Origin of the sequence: Comamonas sp. UBA7528 (genome assembly GCF_002479375.1) — a bacterium.
Taxonomy (GTDB): domain Bacteria; phylum Pseudomonadota; class Gammaproteobacteria; order Burkholderiales; family Burkholderiaceae_C; genus Comamonas.
Window position 1 is genome coordinate 112374 of the sequence record NZ_DLMU01000015.1, and the last position, 14217, is coordinate 126590.

The window sequence follows — 14217 nt, forward strand, 5'->3', positions numbered from 1 at the left end:
CCTTGGCTTTTTGCTTGGGGGCGCGTGAAGAATCAGCCCAGATTCGGTGCCAGTGCCCGGCGCATCACTTCCAGGTCGATGCCGCGGCGCTGGGCCATGTCTTCCAGCTGGTCCTCACCGATCTGGCCCACGTTGAAGTAGGTGGCATCGGTGTGGCCCAGGTAGAAACCGCTGACGCTGGAGGCCGGGAACATGGCCAGGCTTTCGGTCAGGTGCATGCCGATCTCCCGGGCGTTCAGCACCTTGAACAGGTCGGTCTTGGCCGTGTGGTCGGGGCAGGCGGGGTAGCCGGGCGCGGGGCGGATGCCTTTGTACTGTTCCTTGATCAGCTGCTCGTTGCTCAGCTGTTCGTCTTCGGCATAGCCCCACAGGTCCTTGCGCACGCGTTCGTGCAGGCATTCGGCAAAGGCTTCGGCCAGGCGGTCGGCCAGGGCCTTGAACATGATGCCGCTGTAGTCGTCCAGCGCAGCCTCGAATTCCCGGTCCTTCTTCTCGGCACCGATGCCTGCGGTGACGGCGAACATGCCGGCGTAGTCGGCAATGCCGCTGTCCCTGGTGGCCACAAAGTCGGCCAGGCAGCGGCTGGGACGCATCACGCCGTCCACGATCTGCTTTTCGGTCTGCTGGCGCATGCCGTACCAGGTGCTCAGCACCTGGGTGCGCGATTCATCGGTGTAGAACACGACGTCGTCGCCCACCCGGTTGGCAGGGAACAGGCCCATCACGCCGTTGGCCTGCAGCCAGCGGCCTTCGATGATCTTCTTGAGCATGGCCTGCGCATCGGCGAGCACCTGACGGGCCTGCTCGCCCACAACCTCATCCTGGAGGATGGCGGGATAGGGACCGGCCAGGTCCCAGGTCTGGAAGAACGGGCCCCAGTCGATGTAGCGGGCAATTTCGGCCAGATCGAAGTTCTGGAACACCTTGCGCCCCAGCGCACGGGGCACCACGGGGGCATGGTGGGCAAAGTCCACCGGCGTGGCATTGGCGCGGGCCTGCTCCAGCGTCCACAGCGGGGTCTTCTTCTTGTTGGCGTGCTGGCTGCGGGCCTTGTCGTAGTCGGCCATCACCTCGTTGACATAGGCGTCCTTGCCCTCGCCCAGCAGGCTCTGCGCCACGCTGACCGAGCGCGAGGCATCGGGCACATAGACCACCGGGCCTTCGTAGTTGGGCGCAATCTTCACGGCCGTGTGCACGCGCGAGCAGGTGGCGCCGCCGATCAGCAGCGGAATCTTCTTGATGCGGAAGTAGTCGTCCTTGTGCATTTCGCCCGCGACGTACTGCATCTCTTCCAGGCTGGGGGTGATCAGGCCGGACAGACCGATGATGTCCGCACCTTCGGCCTTGGCACGGGCCAGGATCTCATGGCAGGGCACCATCACGCCCATGTTGATGACTTCGAAGTTGTTGCACTGGAGCACCACGGTGACGATGTTCTTGCCGATGTCGTGCACATCGCCCTTGACGGTGGCGATGACGATCTTGCCCTTGCTCGAAACATCCAGGCCGGCGGCTTCCTGCTGGCGCTTTTCCTCTTCAATGTAGGGCACCAGATGCGCCACGGCCTGCTTCATCACGCGGGCAGATTTGACGACCTGGGGCAGGAACATCTTGCCCGCGCCGAACAGGTCGCCCACGACGTTCATGCCGTCCATCAACGGCCCTTCGATCACGTGCAGCGGGCGACCGCCGCCCTGCACCACGATCGCCTGGTAGGCCTCTTCCGTGTCTTCGGTGATGAAGTCGGTGATGCCGTGCACCAGAGCGTGCGACAGGCGCTCGCCGACAGTCCGAGGGTGCTCGGCCGTGCCACGCCATTCCAGCTTCTTGCTGTCGTCCTTGGCGTTGCCCTTGGCCTGGTCGGCAATCTCCAGCAGGCGCTCGGCCGCATCGGGGCGGCGGTTCAGCACCACATCTTCCACACGTTCGCGCAGCTGGGGCTCCAGGTCGTCGTACACGCCGACCATCCCGGCGTTGACGATGCCCATGTCCATGCCGGCCGCAATCGCGTGGTACAGGAACACGGTGTGGATGGCTTCGCGCACAGGGTCGTTGCCGCGGAACGAGAACGACACGTTGGACACGCCGCCGGACACCTTGGCACCGGGCAGGTTCTGCTTGATCCAGCGCGTGGCTTCGATGAAGTCGACGCCGTAGTTGTTGTGCTCTTCGATGCCGGTGGCCACGGCAAAGATGTTCGGATCGAAGATGATGTCCTCGGGTGCGAAGCCGACCTCATCGACCAGCAGGCGGTAGGCGCGCTCGCAGATTTCGATCTTGCGTTCGTAGGTGTCGGCCTGGCCTTTTTCGTCAAAGGCCATGACCACGGCAGCCGCGCCATAGCGCTTGACAAGCTTGGCGTGCTTCTTGAACTCCTCGACGCCTTCCTTCATGGAAATGGAGTTGACGATGCCCTTGCCCTGCAGGCAGCGCAGGCCGGCCTCGATCACGTCCCACTTGGAGCTGTCCACCATCACCGGCACTTTGGCGATGTCGGGCTCGGAGGCGATCAGGTTCAGGAAACGCACCATGGCCGCCTTGCTGTCCAGCATGGCCTCGTCCATGTTCACGTCAATCACCTGCGCGCCGTTTTCCACCTGCTGGCGGGCCACGGCCAGGGCTTCTTCGTACTGCTCGTTCAGGATCAGGCGCGCAAACGCCTTGGAGCCGGTGACGTTGGTGCGCTCGCCCACGTTAACGAACAGCGTGTCCTCGCCAATGAACACGGGCTCCAGGCCCGACAGGCGCATGGGAGGAATAGAGACGGGGACAGCAGCAGACATCGCACTCACCTGTGTGAAAACAATTGGGGATACATAACAGGTGAGCGCCGTTGCATGCGACAGGGCCGCAGCCTGCCGGACCCCAAGCCTGACGGGCGGGTTGGCATCAACCGGGCCGCTGCAGCGCTCCTTGGGGCGAAGCCTGTGATTTTACGGCGTGCAGCGCCGCCGTGCCTGCGGGGCTATAGCTGGGCCCCCACCACACGGCCGATCGCATAGGTCACCCCCATGGCCAGCAGTCCCCCCGCCACATTGCGCAGGGCAGCCCGCATGCGCGGTGCCCCACCCAGGTGCGCCGATGCCACGCCGGTGGCCACCAGCGCCAGCAGCACGGCCACAGCCGTCGAGGGCACGGCCCGCTCTGCGGGGGACAGCAGCACGGTCAGCAGCGGCACCAGCGCGCCCACGGCAAACGACACCGCCGAGGCCCATGCCGCATGCCAGGGGTTGGTGTACTGGCCGGGCTGTATGCCCAGCTCCAGCTCCGCATGGGCGGCCAGGGCATCGTGCTGCGTCAGCTCCAGCGCGGCCTGGTGGGCGGTGGCGGGCTGCAGGCCCTTGCGCTGCAGCATGGCGGTCAGCTCGCGCAGCTCGTCCTCGGGCAGGGCCGCCAGCTCGGCTTTTTCCTGGTGGACGGCCGCTTTTTCGGTATCACGCTGGGTGCTGACGGAGACGTATTCGCCCGCCGCCATCGACAGTGCGCCCGCCACCAGCCCGGCCACGCCGGCCGCCAGCAGGGCGGAGAAGCTGGCATCGGCCCCGGCCACGCCCAGCACCAGGCCGGCGGTCGACAGCACGCCGTCATTGGCGCCCAGCACGGCCGCGCGCAGCCAGTTCAGCCGGCTGGACAAGGCTGCACCATGGCTGCGGTCCTGCACCGTATGCGGCGGGCTGGCAGTGGCATGGGCTGTTGCGGAAGACGAGGGCGACGAAGAAGGCGATGGCTGCACGGCAGACTCCTGGCACAGGCGGCATCCCCGGACGGGGACGCCGCACCTGCCTGGCATTGTGCGCCGTGCCGCGCAATGCTGGGATAGGGGGCGCACATGCACCGCATGCCGCAAAAAAGCCCGCTGCGATGCAGCGGGCTTTTCAAAAATTTTGCGAGGGGCTTGCCGCGCCGGCTACACCGGATCCGGCAGCCCTGCAGGTGCAACGGTCAGCTGGCAGCGACCGGCTGTGCCTGGGCGGAGGCCGGCAGGCCAAAAATGCGGTCAAAGCACCAGTTGAAGACAAAGGTGTAGACCATGAAGAACACCAGCAGACCGGCTTCCATCACCACGGCCTGCCACAGCGTGATCTCGAACCACCAGGCCATCAGCGGGATCAGCATGGCGGCGATACCGCCTTCAAAGCCCACGGCATGCACGATGCGGCGCAGCAGGGAACGGCCCTTGCGGCTCTGGCGCAACTCCCAGCGCTCGAACAGCCAGTTGAACGTGAGGTTCCACAAGATGGCGATGGAGGAAGCCACCACGGCCATCACCCCGGAGGCGCCCGAATCCTGGCCCGTGGCCATGAACAACAGGCTGGAGACGATGATGGCGATCAGCTCATACAGGCCGACAAACACCACGCGGCGCTTGGCTCCTTGCAGGCCGGAGGCACGGGGCGGGGTGGCGAGGGAAGCAGAAGGGGAGGCAGAGAGAGAACTTGCGGGTGCCATCGCAGAGGCGGATTTCGACATGGACTGAAGTGTATGTTCTGAAAATTGAAGAAGAAAGTCAGCTTCTTTCAGTTTTACTGATAGATTGTCCGCCATGGCTTTTCCTCCCGAACAGGTACCGCTGTTTCTGGCCGTGCTGGACAGCGGTTCGTTTTCCGCCGCCGCGCGCCGGCTGGGGCGCGTGCCGTCGGCCGTCAGCATGGCCGTCGCCCAGCTGGAGGCCGAGCTGGACCTGCAGCTGTTCGACCGCAGCGGGCGCGAACCCCGGCCCACCGCCGCAGCCCGTGCGCTGGAGCCGCAGGCACGCCTGCTGGCCGCCCAGCTGCAGCAGCTCAACCAGCAGGCCCAGGCACTGCACCAGGGGCTGGAAGAGCGGCTGACCTTTGCCATTGCGCCCGAGCTGCTGTCCACCGCCTGGGCCGATGGTCTGGTGCCGCTGGTGCAGGAATTCCCCGCGCTGACGGTGGAGGTCCTGGCCGCACCGCAGGACGATGCGCTGGAGCTGCTGCACGCCGGCCGTGCCCAGCTGGCCCTGGTGTTCGAGCGCCCGGCCATCGACGGGCGCGAGGACTTCCAGGAAATGGGCCAGGAAACCCTGGTGGCCGTGATGGCCCCGCAGTTCGCCCCCTGGCGCGCCACGCTGGACGTCCGGGCACCCGGCGGCCCCGCCCCCCAGCTGAACGTGGACCAGCTGGCCGCCACGCGCCAGGTACTGGTGGCCAGCCGCGACCCGCAGCAGACCGATCCGCGCTTTGTGTTTGCCCACCAGCAGTGGCGCACCGACAGCCACCAGGCGGCGCTGTCGCTGATCAGCACCGGCCTGGCCTGGGGCTGGCTGCCCAAGGGCTTGGTGGAAGCCCACATTGCCGCCGGCACGCTGCTGGAGATTCCCGTGCAGAACCTGAGCAACGGCACCACCTTGTTCGTGGACTGGGTCTGGTCCAAGGAGCGGCCCCTGGGCCTGGCCGCGCAGCGCTTTGTGCACATGCTGCGCGAACGCCCCGCGCACTGAGCACCGGACACTGAGCACTGCAGATGCCTGCTGGCGCAGCCCGCGGATTTATGGCACAACAGTTGCAGCAGTGCTTGTGGATGGCACAAGCAGCTACGGTTTTGCCAGCATTTCCCTCTGCACCAGGAGCCGCCTGCCATGGCCACCAAGAAAGCCGCGCCCCCTTCCACACCCGCCTCCCCGTTCACCAGCCGCGATGCGGCGCTGCGCAAGCGCTGGCAAAGCTGCCAGCCGGGCACCCCGCAGGCCGGCAGCACCGGGCGCATCGTAGACCTGTCCCACTTCGATCCGGCCGGAAAACCGTTCGCCACCGGCAAAGGCAAGGCGCAGGACAAGGCCCGGGTGCTGGAGCTGGCCCAGGAACTGGACGGGCTGCAGAACATCTTCTATGCCGACCGGCGCCACAAGCTGCTGGTGATCCTGCAGGGCATGGATGCGGCAGGCAAGGACGGCACCTTGCGCAGCGTGTTCGGCCAGATGTCGCCGCTGGGCGTGCGCACCGTGGGCTGGAAAGCGCCCACCGAGACCGAGAAAGCCCACGACTATCTGTGGCGCATCCACCAGCAGGTACCGGGCGCGGGCGAGGTGGTGGTCTTCAACCGCAGCCAGTACGAAGACGTGCTGGTGCCTGTGGTCAACGGCTGGCTCACGCCCGAGCAGCAACAGCAGCGCTATGCGCAGATCAACGACTTCGAGCGCATGCTCAGCGAGACCGGCACCCTCGTCGTCAAGTTCATGCTGCACATCAGCCAGGACGAGCAGCGCCAGCGCCTGCAGGAGCGCCTGGACGACCCGGCCAAGCACTGGAAGTTCGACCAGAACGACCTGCAGGTGCGCGCCCAGTGGTCCGACTACCAGCAGGCCTATGCCCATCTGCTGGCCGCCACCCACACCCCCTGGGCACCATGGACCATCGTGCCGGCCGACTCCAAGACCCACCGCAACCTGATGGTGGCCACGCTGCTGCGTGAGCTGCTGCACAACCTGGATCTGCGCTACCCACCCGGGGACCCGGCGCTGGAAAAAATCACCGTCGTCTGAGTGCGCGGCCCCAGGGCCTAGGGACAGCGTCTATGGACGCCCGGCGCCGCTGCGCCGAGCATGGATGCCTTGCCACCCCAATCCCGTAGAGGAACCATCCCGATGATCGACCGCCGCCATTTTCTGTCCCGCAGCACCGCTTTCTGCACCGCGGCCACCCTGCCCGCCTGGGCCCAGAGCCCATGGCCCGCCCGGCCCATCCGGGTGGTGATTCCCTATGCCGCCGGTGGCGTCACCGACAGCGTGGGCCGCAGGCTGATCGACCAGATGGCCCAGGCCCTGGGCCAGCCCATGGTGGTGGAAAACAAAGGCGGTGCCGGCGGCACCGTGGGCATGGCCGAGGTGCTGAAGGCCACGCCCGATGGCTACACGCTGGCCCTGACTGCCATCAGCCCGCTGACGCTGTCACCGCACCTGATGAAGCTGCCCTACGACCCCGCCAAGGATGTGGTGGCCGTGGCGCCGATGATGTATTCACCCGTCTATGTGCTGGCCACGCCGGCTTTCCAGGGCAAGAGCTGGGAAGACCTGATTGCCCAGGCCAAGGCCCAGCCCGGCACCATCCGCTTCGCCACCTCCGGCGTGGGCTCGGTGGGGCACATCATGCTGGAGCAGATCCAGCACCTGACCGGTGCGCAGTTTGTGCATGTGCCCTACAAGGGCGTGGGCCAGACGGTGAACGACGCCGTGGGCGGGCATTTCGAGATCATGACCGGCAACCCCTACGGCACCATCAACGGCCTGATCACCCAGGGCAAGCTGCGCGTGCTGGCCACGACCGGCCCGCAGCGGGCGCCCAACCAGCCCCAGGTGGCCACGCTGGCGGAAAAAGGGGTGGCGGCGGCAAACATCACCTCGCTGTTCGGCTTTGTGGCACCGGCACGCACGCCCAGCGACGTGGTGCAGCGCCTGAGCAGCGTGGTCCAGGCCCAGCTGGCCACGCCCGCCATCCAGGAAGCGCTGCGCAGCACCGACAACGTGGGTCTGCAGATGACACCTTCGGAGTTTGGCAGCCTGCTGCTGCAGGAAAGCCGCGCCAACGCGGACATCATCCGCAAGGCCCGCATCACACTGTGACACCAGCGATGCCACGTCGCCTGCACAGCGGCAGGGCACCAGCGCCGCCCCCCCCCAAGCCACTCCCGGCACACGGGCGGTCTGTGCCCCGGGACCCTTGGGAGCGAGGCCCGGGTCAGAATTGCCAGGCCAGTGCGCCCAGGCCTGCAAATTCAGCGTGAAAGCGGTCGCCCGCCTGCAGCTGCATGCAGCCGCACCAGGTGCCCGTGGTCACCACCGTCCCGGCCGGCACGCTGCCATAGGTCTGCGCCACATGCAGCAGCCAGTCGCGCAGCAGCCAGGCCGGATCACCCAGGCTGTGCGTGCCGGTAAAGACCTGCGGCGCTCCGCCGTTGAGCGTGACGGCGCAGGTCTGCGTGCTCCAGTCCCGGCCCTGCAGCGCGTCCATGCCCTGCCAGTCGCCCAGCAGCAGGCCGCCGTGGCACTGGCCGTCGGCCAGCTGGGCCAGCGCGGGAGCCTTCAGGCCATCGCGCCAGCGCACGTCCACCCACTCCAGTGCCACGCACCAGGCATCCACCAGCGTCAGCGCAGCGGCGTGGTCCAGCGCAGCGGCCTGTTCGGCCGAGATCGCGCTGCCAATGCGCAGCGCAATTTCCGCTTCGGCACCGCGCAGCTGGAACACCGGGCCGGGCGGTGGTGCTTCGGCCAGACCGCTGAGCACCCCCGGCTCCGGCAGGGGGGCATGCACCAGTGGCTGCGCGCGGCCAGGGCCGCCGCTCTTCCAGTAGCGCGGCGCACGGTCGGCGGGCCACCAGCCATAGGTCTGCGCCAGTGCGCGCTGCACGGCGCGGGCATCGTCCGGTCCGCGCAGCAGCGGTGCGACATCGGCCCCCAGGGCCTGGGACGCGCCCAGCTTGCGCGACCACCACAGCGCATCGGCCATGGCGTAGGCGTCTTCGTGCAGGTCGGGTGCCTGCTGGCTCCAGTCCGGCAGCACGTCGTGCTGTTCCTGCAGCGCGGGCGCCAGGCCGATGGGGGGAGTGTTGGCAAAGGGGGCAGGGCCGCTGGCGCACCAGCCGTCCTGGCAATCGTTCTTTTCAGGCATGGTGCCGATGATGGCAAATTCCGCGTCCGTTTGCGCGACCCGCAGGCTTTGCGCCGCCGCCCTGTGACCCTAGGCGCTGCCAGGGCATGCACCCCGGCAAGGGTTTTCCGCGCTGGCGCGCCGTCCTTGAACGGAAAAAACGGCGACAGAAGGCATCTTTTGCAATCACTTTGTCTGAAAATTGGACACCGATGCAAGATCATGCGCAAAATGCATGAGGCCGCTACCAACTGGCCTTGGACAGCATCCGCCGCTGTGCCTACTCTGGAAAAAAGCAGGCGGATGCCGCCCACTCGCACAGCGGGAGGCATTCATTCCATCTCCACCCAGGCCCTACCATGCAAGCCTCCAGTACCTCCGCATCCAAACCGGCACATGCGCTGCCCTCCTACCTCAACGCCCACGACCTCGGCCCCTGGGGCAACTACCTGCAGCAGGTCGACCGGGTCACGCCCTATCTGGGCTCGTTGGCGCGCTGGGTGGAAACGCTCAAGCGCCCCAAGCGCATCCTGATCGTAGATGTGCCGATCGAACTGGACAACGGCACCATCGCCCACTTCGAGGGCTACCGGGTACAGCACAACCTGAGCCGGGGCCCCGGCAAGGGTGGCGTGCGTTTTCACCAGGATGTGACGCTGTCCGAAGTGATGGCGCTGTCCGCCTGGATGTCGGTGAAGAACGCTGCGGTGAACGTGCCCTACGGCGGCGCCAAGGGCGGCATCCGTGTCGATCCCAAGACGCTGACCCGCGGTGAGCTGGAGCGCCTGACACGCCGCTACACCAGCGAAATCGGCATGATGATCGGCCCCTCCAAGGACATCCCAGCGCCGGACGTGAACACCAATGGCCAGATCATGGCCTGGATGATGGACACGTACTCCATGAACACCGGCGCCACGTCTACCGGCGTGGTCACCGGCAAGCCGGTGGACCTGGGCGGGTCGCTGGGCCGTGTGGAAGCCACGGGCCGCGGTGTATTCACCGTGGGCGTGGAAGCTGCCAAGCTGACCGGCCTGGCCATCTCCGGCGCCCGCGTGGCGGTGCAGGGCTTCGGCAATGTGGGCGGCACGGCCGGCAAGCTGTTTGCCGATGCCGGCGCCATCGTGGTGGCGGTGCAGGACCACACCGGCAGCATCTACAACGCCAAGGGCTTTGACGTGCCCGCGCTGCTGGAGCATGTGGGCAATACCGGCGGTGTCGGCGGCTTCAAGGGCGGCGACAAGCTCAAGAACGAGGAGTTCTGGGGTGTGGACTGCGACATCCTGATTCCCGCTGCGCTGGAAGGCCAGATCACGGCCAAGAATGCCGGAAAGATCAAGGCCAAGATGGTGATCGAAGGCGCCAACGGCCCCACCACCCCGGAAGCCGATGACATCCTGAACGACAAGGGCGTGCTGGTGCTGCCCGACGTGATCGCCAACGCCGGCGGCGTGACGGTGTCGTACTTCGAATGGGTGCAGGATTTCTCCAGCTTCTTCTGGACCGAGGACGAAATCAACGCCCGTCTGGTACGCATCATGCAGGAGGCCTTTGCCGGCATCTGGCAGGTGGCGCAGGAGAACAAGGTGTCGCTGCGCACCGCCACCTTCATCGTGGCCTGCAAGCGCATCCTGCACGCCCGCGAAATGCGCGGTCTGTACCCATAAAGCCTGGACAGCGTCCAGTCTGCAGGGGCCGCGTCAGCGGCCCTTTTTTTCATGGCCACAGGCCACCTGCACCGAGCTTCAGTGGGGGCTGCGTTGCAGTGCCCAGGCATGGCGCTGCAGGGCCTGGCGCGCCAGGTGGAGCACCGGGGCATCGACCATACGGCCGTCCAGCACGCACACCCCGCCCTGCGCCGCCTCCATGGCCTGCACCACCTGCCGGGCACGCTGCACGGCTTCGGGCGTGGGTGCAAACACCGCATGCACCGAGGCCACCTGCGCCGGGTGGATGCACAGCTTGCCACCAAAGCCCATGCGCTGGGCGCGCCAGGTGTCGGCGGTGGTGGTGGTCGCATCGCGCGTGTCCACGGTCACCCCGTCGATGGGCTGCGCCAGTGTGCCCCGGCGCGAGGCCAGCACCAGGGCCATGCGCACCGGCAGCAGCTCGGCTTCGTCCGGCGCGCACTGCATGCCGGCATCCACCTGAAAATCCAGGTGCCCGAACGCCAGCCGGGCCACCTGCGGCGCGCGGGCCAGGGCATCCGCAGCATCCAGCCCGGCCACCGACTCGATCAGTGGCACCAGCGCACAGGCGCTGCCCGCCACTGCGGCCACGCCCTGCAGCGTGCCGGCCGACTCGGCCTTGGGCACCACGGCACCGGCCACGCCCTGCCCGACCAGCTGCGCCAGCGCACGCAGATCCGGTGCGTGCCAGGCTGTGCCTGCGGCATTGATGCGCACCAGCAGGCGGGCCCGCTGCGCCGGGGCAAGGTCGGCGCACGCGGCCAGCAGGGCAGCGCGGGCACCATCCTTGTCGGCCGGGGCTACCGCATCCTCCCAGTCGGCAATCACCATGTCGGCCCCGCTGGCCAGGGCCTTGAGCAGGCGCTCGGGGCGGTTGGCAGGGACGAACAGAAACGAGCAGGCGTGCTGCACCAATGCGGACATGGCAGGGGTCTCCAGCGGACCGGAAACGGTCAGAGGTATTCGGAAATTTCGATCAGGTTCAGATCGGGGTCGCGCACATACACCGAGCGTATGGGGCCGCGTGCGCCGGTGCGTTGCACCGGGCCGCATTCCACGGCAATGCCGTGTGCGGCCAGTTGCTGCTGGACCTGTTCCAGCGGCACGACCGCGATGAAGCACAGGTCCAGCGACCCCGGTGTGGGGTGCTGTGCCTTGGGTTCGAACTCCCTACCCTGGAGGTGCAGATTGATCTTCTGCCCGTTCCAGACAAAGGCCTTGCGGCCTTCGCCAAACGTCTGCAGTTCCATGCCCAGCACGGTGCAGTAAAAGTGCACGCAGGCGGTTTCGTGCGCGGTGGTCAGGACCAGGTGGTCCAGGCGGTCGATCAATGCAGTCATACAGTGCTTGGTTTCATCTGCACGGCCACCGGCGGCAGCCGTGCAACAGCGGGGATTATTCGGCGGTGACGCCAGCAGCCTTGATCACCTTGTCCCAGCGGGCGACTTCGGCTTCCAGGTGCTTGCGCAGGCCTTCGGGGGTGGCTTTTTCGGGCGACACCAGGTCGGAGCTGAGTTCGGCAATGCGCTTCTTCACGTTGTCGTCCTTCAGGGCCACGTTCAGCGCCTTGTTGATCTTGTCGACCGCTTCCTTCGGCGTGCCCTTGGGCGCGTACATGCCGTGCCAGACCTTCACGTCAAAGCCTTTCAGGCCCTGTTCGTTCAAGGTCGGGATCTCGGGCAGCGAAGACAGGCGCTCGGACGTGGTCACGCCGAACACCTTGGCGCGCTTGCCGTCCTTGATCACCGGCACGGTCTGCGTGGTCTGGTCGCACAGCAGGTCCACCTGGCCGCCCATCAGGTCGTTCATGGCCGGGCCGGCGCCCTTGTAGGGCACGGTGGTCAGCTTCACACCCATCTGGTGCATGAACAGCATGCCGCACAACTGCGACACGGCGCCGATGCCGGCATTGGCCAGCGAGACCTTGTCCTGGTTCTTCTTGACGTAGTCCTGCAGCTCCTTGAAGTTGTTGGCCGGGAAGTCCTTGCGCGACAGCAGCGTCATGGGCACATCCAGCACCTGGCCGATGTATTCGAAATCCTTCAGCGGGTCGTAGGGCAGCTTTTTGTACAGCGCCGGTGCGGTGGCCATGCCCATGTGGTGGATCAGGATGGTGTAGCCGTCGTTCTTGGACTTGGCCACGCGGGCCGGGGCAATGGTGCCGCCCGCGCCCACCGTGTTTTCCACCAGCACGGTCTGGCCCAGGCTCTGGCCCATGGGCACGGCAATCAGGCGGGCCACCACATCGGTGGGGCCGCCGGCAGTGTAGGGCACCACCAGTGTGATGGGCTTGTCGGGCCAGTTGTTGGCCATGGCGCTGCCGGCACCCAGGGCCAGCACAGCGCCTGCAGCGCAGGCACGCAGGGCCCAACGGCGGGAAGTGGAAGAACGGGTCATGGAGTGTCTCCTTAGGGTCACAGGGCAGGCATTTCTGTGGTGCCATTGCCCTCGGGGGAAAGCATGTCCGCAGCCCCCGCCGCAGACATGCCAGATTGGGTGCCGGATCAGGCCAGCAGCCGCGCCACGCGGGGCCACTGCGCAACCTGCCACAGCTGCTCCACCGTCTGCTGCACCTGCGCAGCAGGCACCTGGCTGCCATAGGCGGCCAGGCGCAAGGCCTTGTCAGTGATTTCCTGGCGGCTCAGCGTGTTGCCCGGGTCGCCCTTGGGCTCATCGACACGGCCGTGCAGCGTGCGTCCATCGGTGGTCTGCACCGTCACTTTGCCGATCCAGCGTTGTGGGTAAGCGGCATCGACTTCGGGGTCGAGTGCCATCGTGACTTTGTTGCGCAGGGCCACAGTGTCAGCGGCCAGATACTGTTCGTCGAATTCGGTCAAACCCGCATGACCAAAACGCGCGGCCAGGGCCAGCACCGTGCCCATGGAGAACTTGCTCTGGTGCACCGTGGCGGGCGACGTGACCGGACCCAGCACATCGATGGCCCCCTGGTGCACATGGCAGACGACCTGCGCGATGTCGCTTATCTGCACACCGTCACGTTGCATGACCTGCAGCAAGGCATCGGCCGCCGGATGCGTGTGGCGGCAGGAGGCATGCCATTTGAAACTGGTCTCCGCCGTGGCCCAGCGTGTGCCCAGGCCATCGGTGAGGCGGGCGGGATCGGCATCGGTGCTCATGCCCGCAGCCAGCCCCTGCGGGCCGGTGAAGATGTCCTGTGCACCGGTGAAGCCGTCCTGCGCCAGATAGGCTGCCATCAGCCCGGCCGATGCCGCGTGCGCGGTGTGCAGCTGCTTGCTGTCGGCCGCCGTGCGCAGAAACTCCCACAGACCGGCCGCCTGCGTGCCGGCCGAACCCAGGGCATGCTGCATCTGTGCCGGCGTCAGTCCCAGCAGATTGCCCACTGCGGCAGCGGCCGCCAGCGTGCCGGCCGTGCCCGTGGTGTGGAAGATCTTGTAGTGGCTGCGGCCCAGGAACTCGCCCACGCGGATGCCCACTTCATAGCCGGCCACGCAGGCGGCCATCAGCTGTGCGCCGCTGGCACCCAGGCTCTGCGCCACCGCCACGGCCGGGGGGAACACCACGGCCGCCGGATGGAACACCGAGCCGTTGTGCACATCATCCTGTTCGGCCACATGCGCGGCCGCGGCATTGGCCAGCGCCGCCATCATGGGCGAGGTGGTGGCGCTCTGGCCGATCACTTCGCACGGCCCCTGCGCCGGGCCTTGCGACAGCGCGAAGCGCGCGATGCTGTGCACCGGGCGGGCGTTCTGCCCGGCCAGCACGGAGCCGAACCAGTCCACCCACAGGTCTTCGGCCTTGCGCTGCACGGCAGCGGGCACCTGGCTCCATTGCAAGGTGGCGGCGAACTGGGCCAGCGGGTGGATGGCGACGTGGTTTTCTGCTTTCATTCCGGTCTCCTGGGCTCTTGGGCTCTTGGGCGCTTGGGCGCTTGGCATGCCCGTGCG

At 66.9% G+C, this 14217-nt stretch carries 12 protein-coding genes and 1 riboswitch; of the genes, 4 read left to right on the forward strand and 8 right to left on the reverse strand.

What is annotated here, in order from left to right; all coding sequences use genetic code 11:
• Positions 1-32 precede the first annotated feature (32 nt).
• From metH to B3349_RS18945, 3 genes are all read right to left on the reverse strand, one after another.
• Positions 33-2783, reverse strand: a complete 2751-nt coding sequence (gene metH, locus B3349_RS18935) for a methionine synthase (RefSeq protein ID WP_291591082.1) — start codon at positions 2781-2783, stop codon at positions 33-35.
• A gap of 35 nt (positions 2784-2818) precedes the next feature.
• Positions 2819-2921, reverse strand: a riboswitch (S-adenosyl-L-homocysteine riboswitch).
• A gap of 44 nt (positions 2922-2965) precedes the next feature.
• Complete coding sequence (locus B3349_RS18940; RefSeq protein WP_291591084.1) at positions 2966-3733, reverse strand: VIT1/CCC1 transporter family protein; 768 nt, start codon at positions 3731-3733, stop codon at positions 2966-2968.
• A gap of 209 nt (positions 3734-3942) precedes the next feature.
• The gene (locus tag B3349_RS18945; RefSeq protein WP_291591229.1) at positions 3943-4449 is read right to left on the reverse strand and encodes a PACE efflux transporter; all 507 of its coding nucleotides are present in this window, start codon (positions 4447-4449) and stop codon (positions 3943-3945) included.
• A gap of 94 nt (positions 4450-4543) precedes the next feature.
• Between B3349_RS18945 and B3349_RS18950 the strand changes: the two genes are divergently transcribed.
• The 3 genes from B3349_RS18950 (at position 4544) to B3349_RS18960 (ending at position 7579) form a co-directional block, all read left to right on the forward strand.
• Positions 4544-5461, forward strand: coding sequence for a LysR family transcriptional regulator (locus tag B3349_RS18950; protein ID WP_291591086.1), 918 nt, complete (start codon positions 4544-4546; stop codon positions 5459-5461).
• Between the two features lie 138 nt (positions 5462-5599).
• Positions 5600-6502 carry a PPK2 family polyphosphate kinase gene (locus tag B3349_RS18955; RefSeq protein ID WP_291591088.1) on the forward strand — a complete coding sequence of 301 codons (903 nt, stop codon included), beginning with the start codon at positions 5600-5602 and terminating at the stop codon, positions 6500-6502.
• A gap of 102 nt (positions 6503-6604) precedes the next feature.
• Entirely contained in the window at positions 6605-7579 is a 975-nt protein-coding gene (locus tag B3349_RS18960; protein ID WP_291591089.1) for a Bug family tripartite tricarboxylate transporter substrate binding protein, read from the forward strand.
• 115 nt (positions 7580-7694) lie between these two features.
• On the opposite strand, the gene B3349_RS18965 is transcribed toward B3349_RS18960, so the two are convergent.
• A complete protein-coding gene (locus B3349_RS18965) occupies positions 7695-8624 on the reverse strand; it encodes a fumarylacetoacetate hydrolase family protein (RefSeq protein ID WP_291591091.1) in 930 nt (309 codons plus the stop codon).
• A gap of 338 nt (positions 8625-8962) precedes the next feature.
• On the opposite strand from B3349_RS18965, the gene B3349_RS18970 reads away from it, so the two are divergent.
• Positions 8963-10270, forward strand: coding sequence for a Glu/Leu/Phe/Val family dehydrogenase (locus B3349_RS18970; RefSeq protein ID WP_291591092.1), 1308 nt, complete (start codon positions 8963-8965; stop codon positions 10268-10270).
• A 78-nt stretch (positions 10271-10348) separates the two neighbouring features.
• Here B3349_RS18970 and B3349_RS18975 read toward each other — a convergent pair whose 3' ends face one another.
• The 4 genes from B3349_RS18975 to B3349_RS18990 all read right to left on the reverse strand — a co-directional run bounded on the left by B3349_RS18975 (position 10349) and on the right by B3349_RS18990 (position 14160).
• Positions 10349-11215: an HpcH/HpaI aldolase/citrate lyase family protein gene (locus B3349_RS18975; RefSeq protein ID WP_291591093.1), complete on the reverse strand. Its 867-nt coding sequence runs from the start codon at positions 11213-11215 to the stop codon at positions 10349-10351.
• A gap of 29 nt (positions 11216-11244) precedes the next feature.
• Entirely contained in the window at positions 11245-11622 is a 378-nt protein-coding gene (locus tag B3349_RS18980) for a VOC family protein (RefSeq protein ID WP_291591231.1), read from the reverse strand.
• A 64-nt stretch (positions 11623-11686) separates the two neighbouring features.
• A complete protein-coding gene (locus tag B3349_RS18985; RefSeq protein WP_291591094.1) occupies positions 11687-12688 on the reverse strand; it encodes a tripartite tricarboxylate transporter substrate binding protein BugD in 1002 nt (333 codons plus the stop codon).
• A 107-nt stretch (positions 12689-12795) separates the two neighbouring features.
• Complete coding sequence (locus B3349_RS18990) at positions 12796-14160, reverse strand: MmgE/PrpD family protein (protein WP_291591096.1); 1365 nt, start codon at positions 14158-14160, stop codon at positions 12796-12798.
• Positions 14161-14217: the final 57 nt, after the last annotated feature.

What these genes read in the sequence shown, in the direction of transcription:
- B3349_RS18985 (WP_291591094.1), bottom strand. Translation starts at nt 12,688, where the DNA reads ATGACCCGTTCTTCCACTTCCCGCCGTTGGGCCCTGCGTGCCTGCGCT.
- B3349_RS18950 (WP_291591086.1), top strand. Translation starts at nt 4,544, where the DNA reads ATGGCTTTTCCTCCCGAACAGGTACCGCTGTTTCTGGCCGTGCTGGAC.
- metH (WP_291591082.1), bottom strand. Translation starts at nt 2,783, where the DNA reads ATGTCTGCTGCTGTCCCCGTCTCTATTCCTCCCATGCGCCTGTCGGGC.
- B3349_RS18945 (WP_291591229.1), bottom strand. Translation starts at nt 4,449, where the DNA reads ATGGCACCCGCAAGTTCTCTCTCTGCCTCCCCTTCTGCTTCCCTCGCC.
- B3349_RS18990 (WP_291591096.1), bottom strand. Translation starts at nt 14,160, where the DNA reads ATGAAAGCAGAAAACCACGTCGCCATCCACCCGCTGGCCCAGTTCGCC.
- B3349_RS18965 (WP_291591091.1), bottom strand. Translation starts at nt 8,624, where the DNA reads ATGCCTGAAAAGAACGATTGCCAGGACGGCTGGTGCGCCAGCGGCCCT.
- B3349_RS18975 (WP_291591093.1), bottom strand. Translation starts at nt 11,215, where the DNA reads ATGTCCGCATTGGTGCAGCACGCCTGCTCGTTTCTGTTCGTCCCTGCC.
- B3349_RS18970 (WP_291591092.1), top strand. Translation starts at nt 8,963, where the DNA reads ATGCAAGCCTCCAGTACCTCCGCATCCAAACCGGCACATGCGCTGCCC.
- B3349_RS18955 (WP_291591088.1), top strand. Translation starts at nt 5,600, where the DNA reads ATGGCCACCAAGAAAGCCGCGCCCCCTTCCACACCCGCCTCCCCGTTC.
- B3349_RS18960 (WP_291591089.1), top strand. Translation starts at nt 6,605, where the DNA reads ATGATCGACCGCCGCCATTTTCTGTCCCGCAGCACCGCTTTCTGCACC.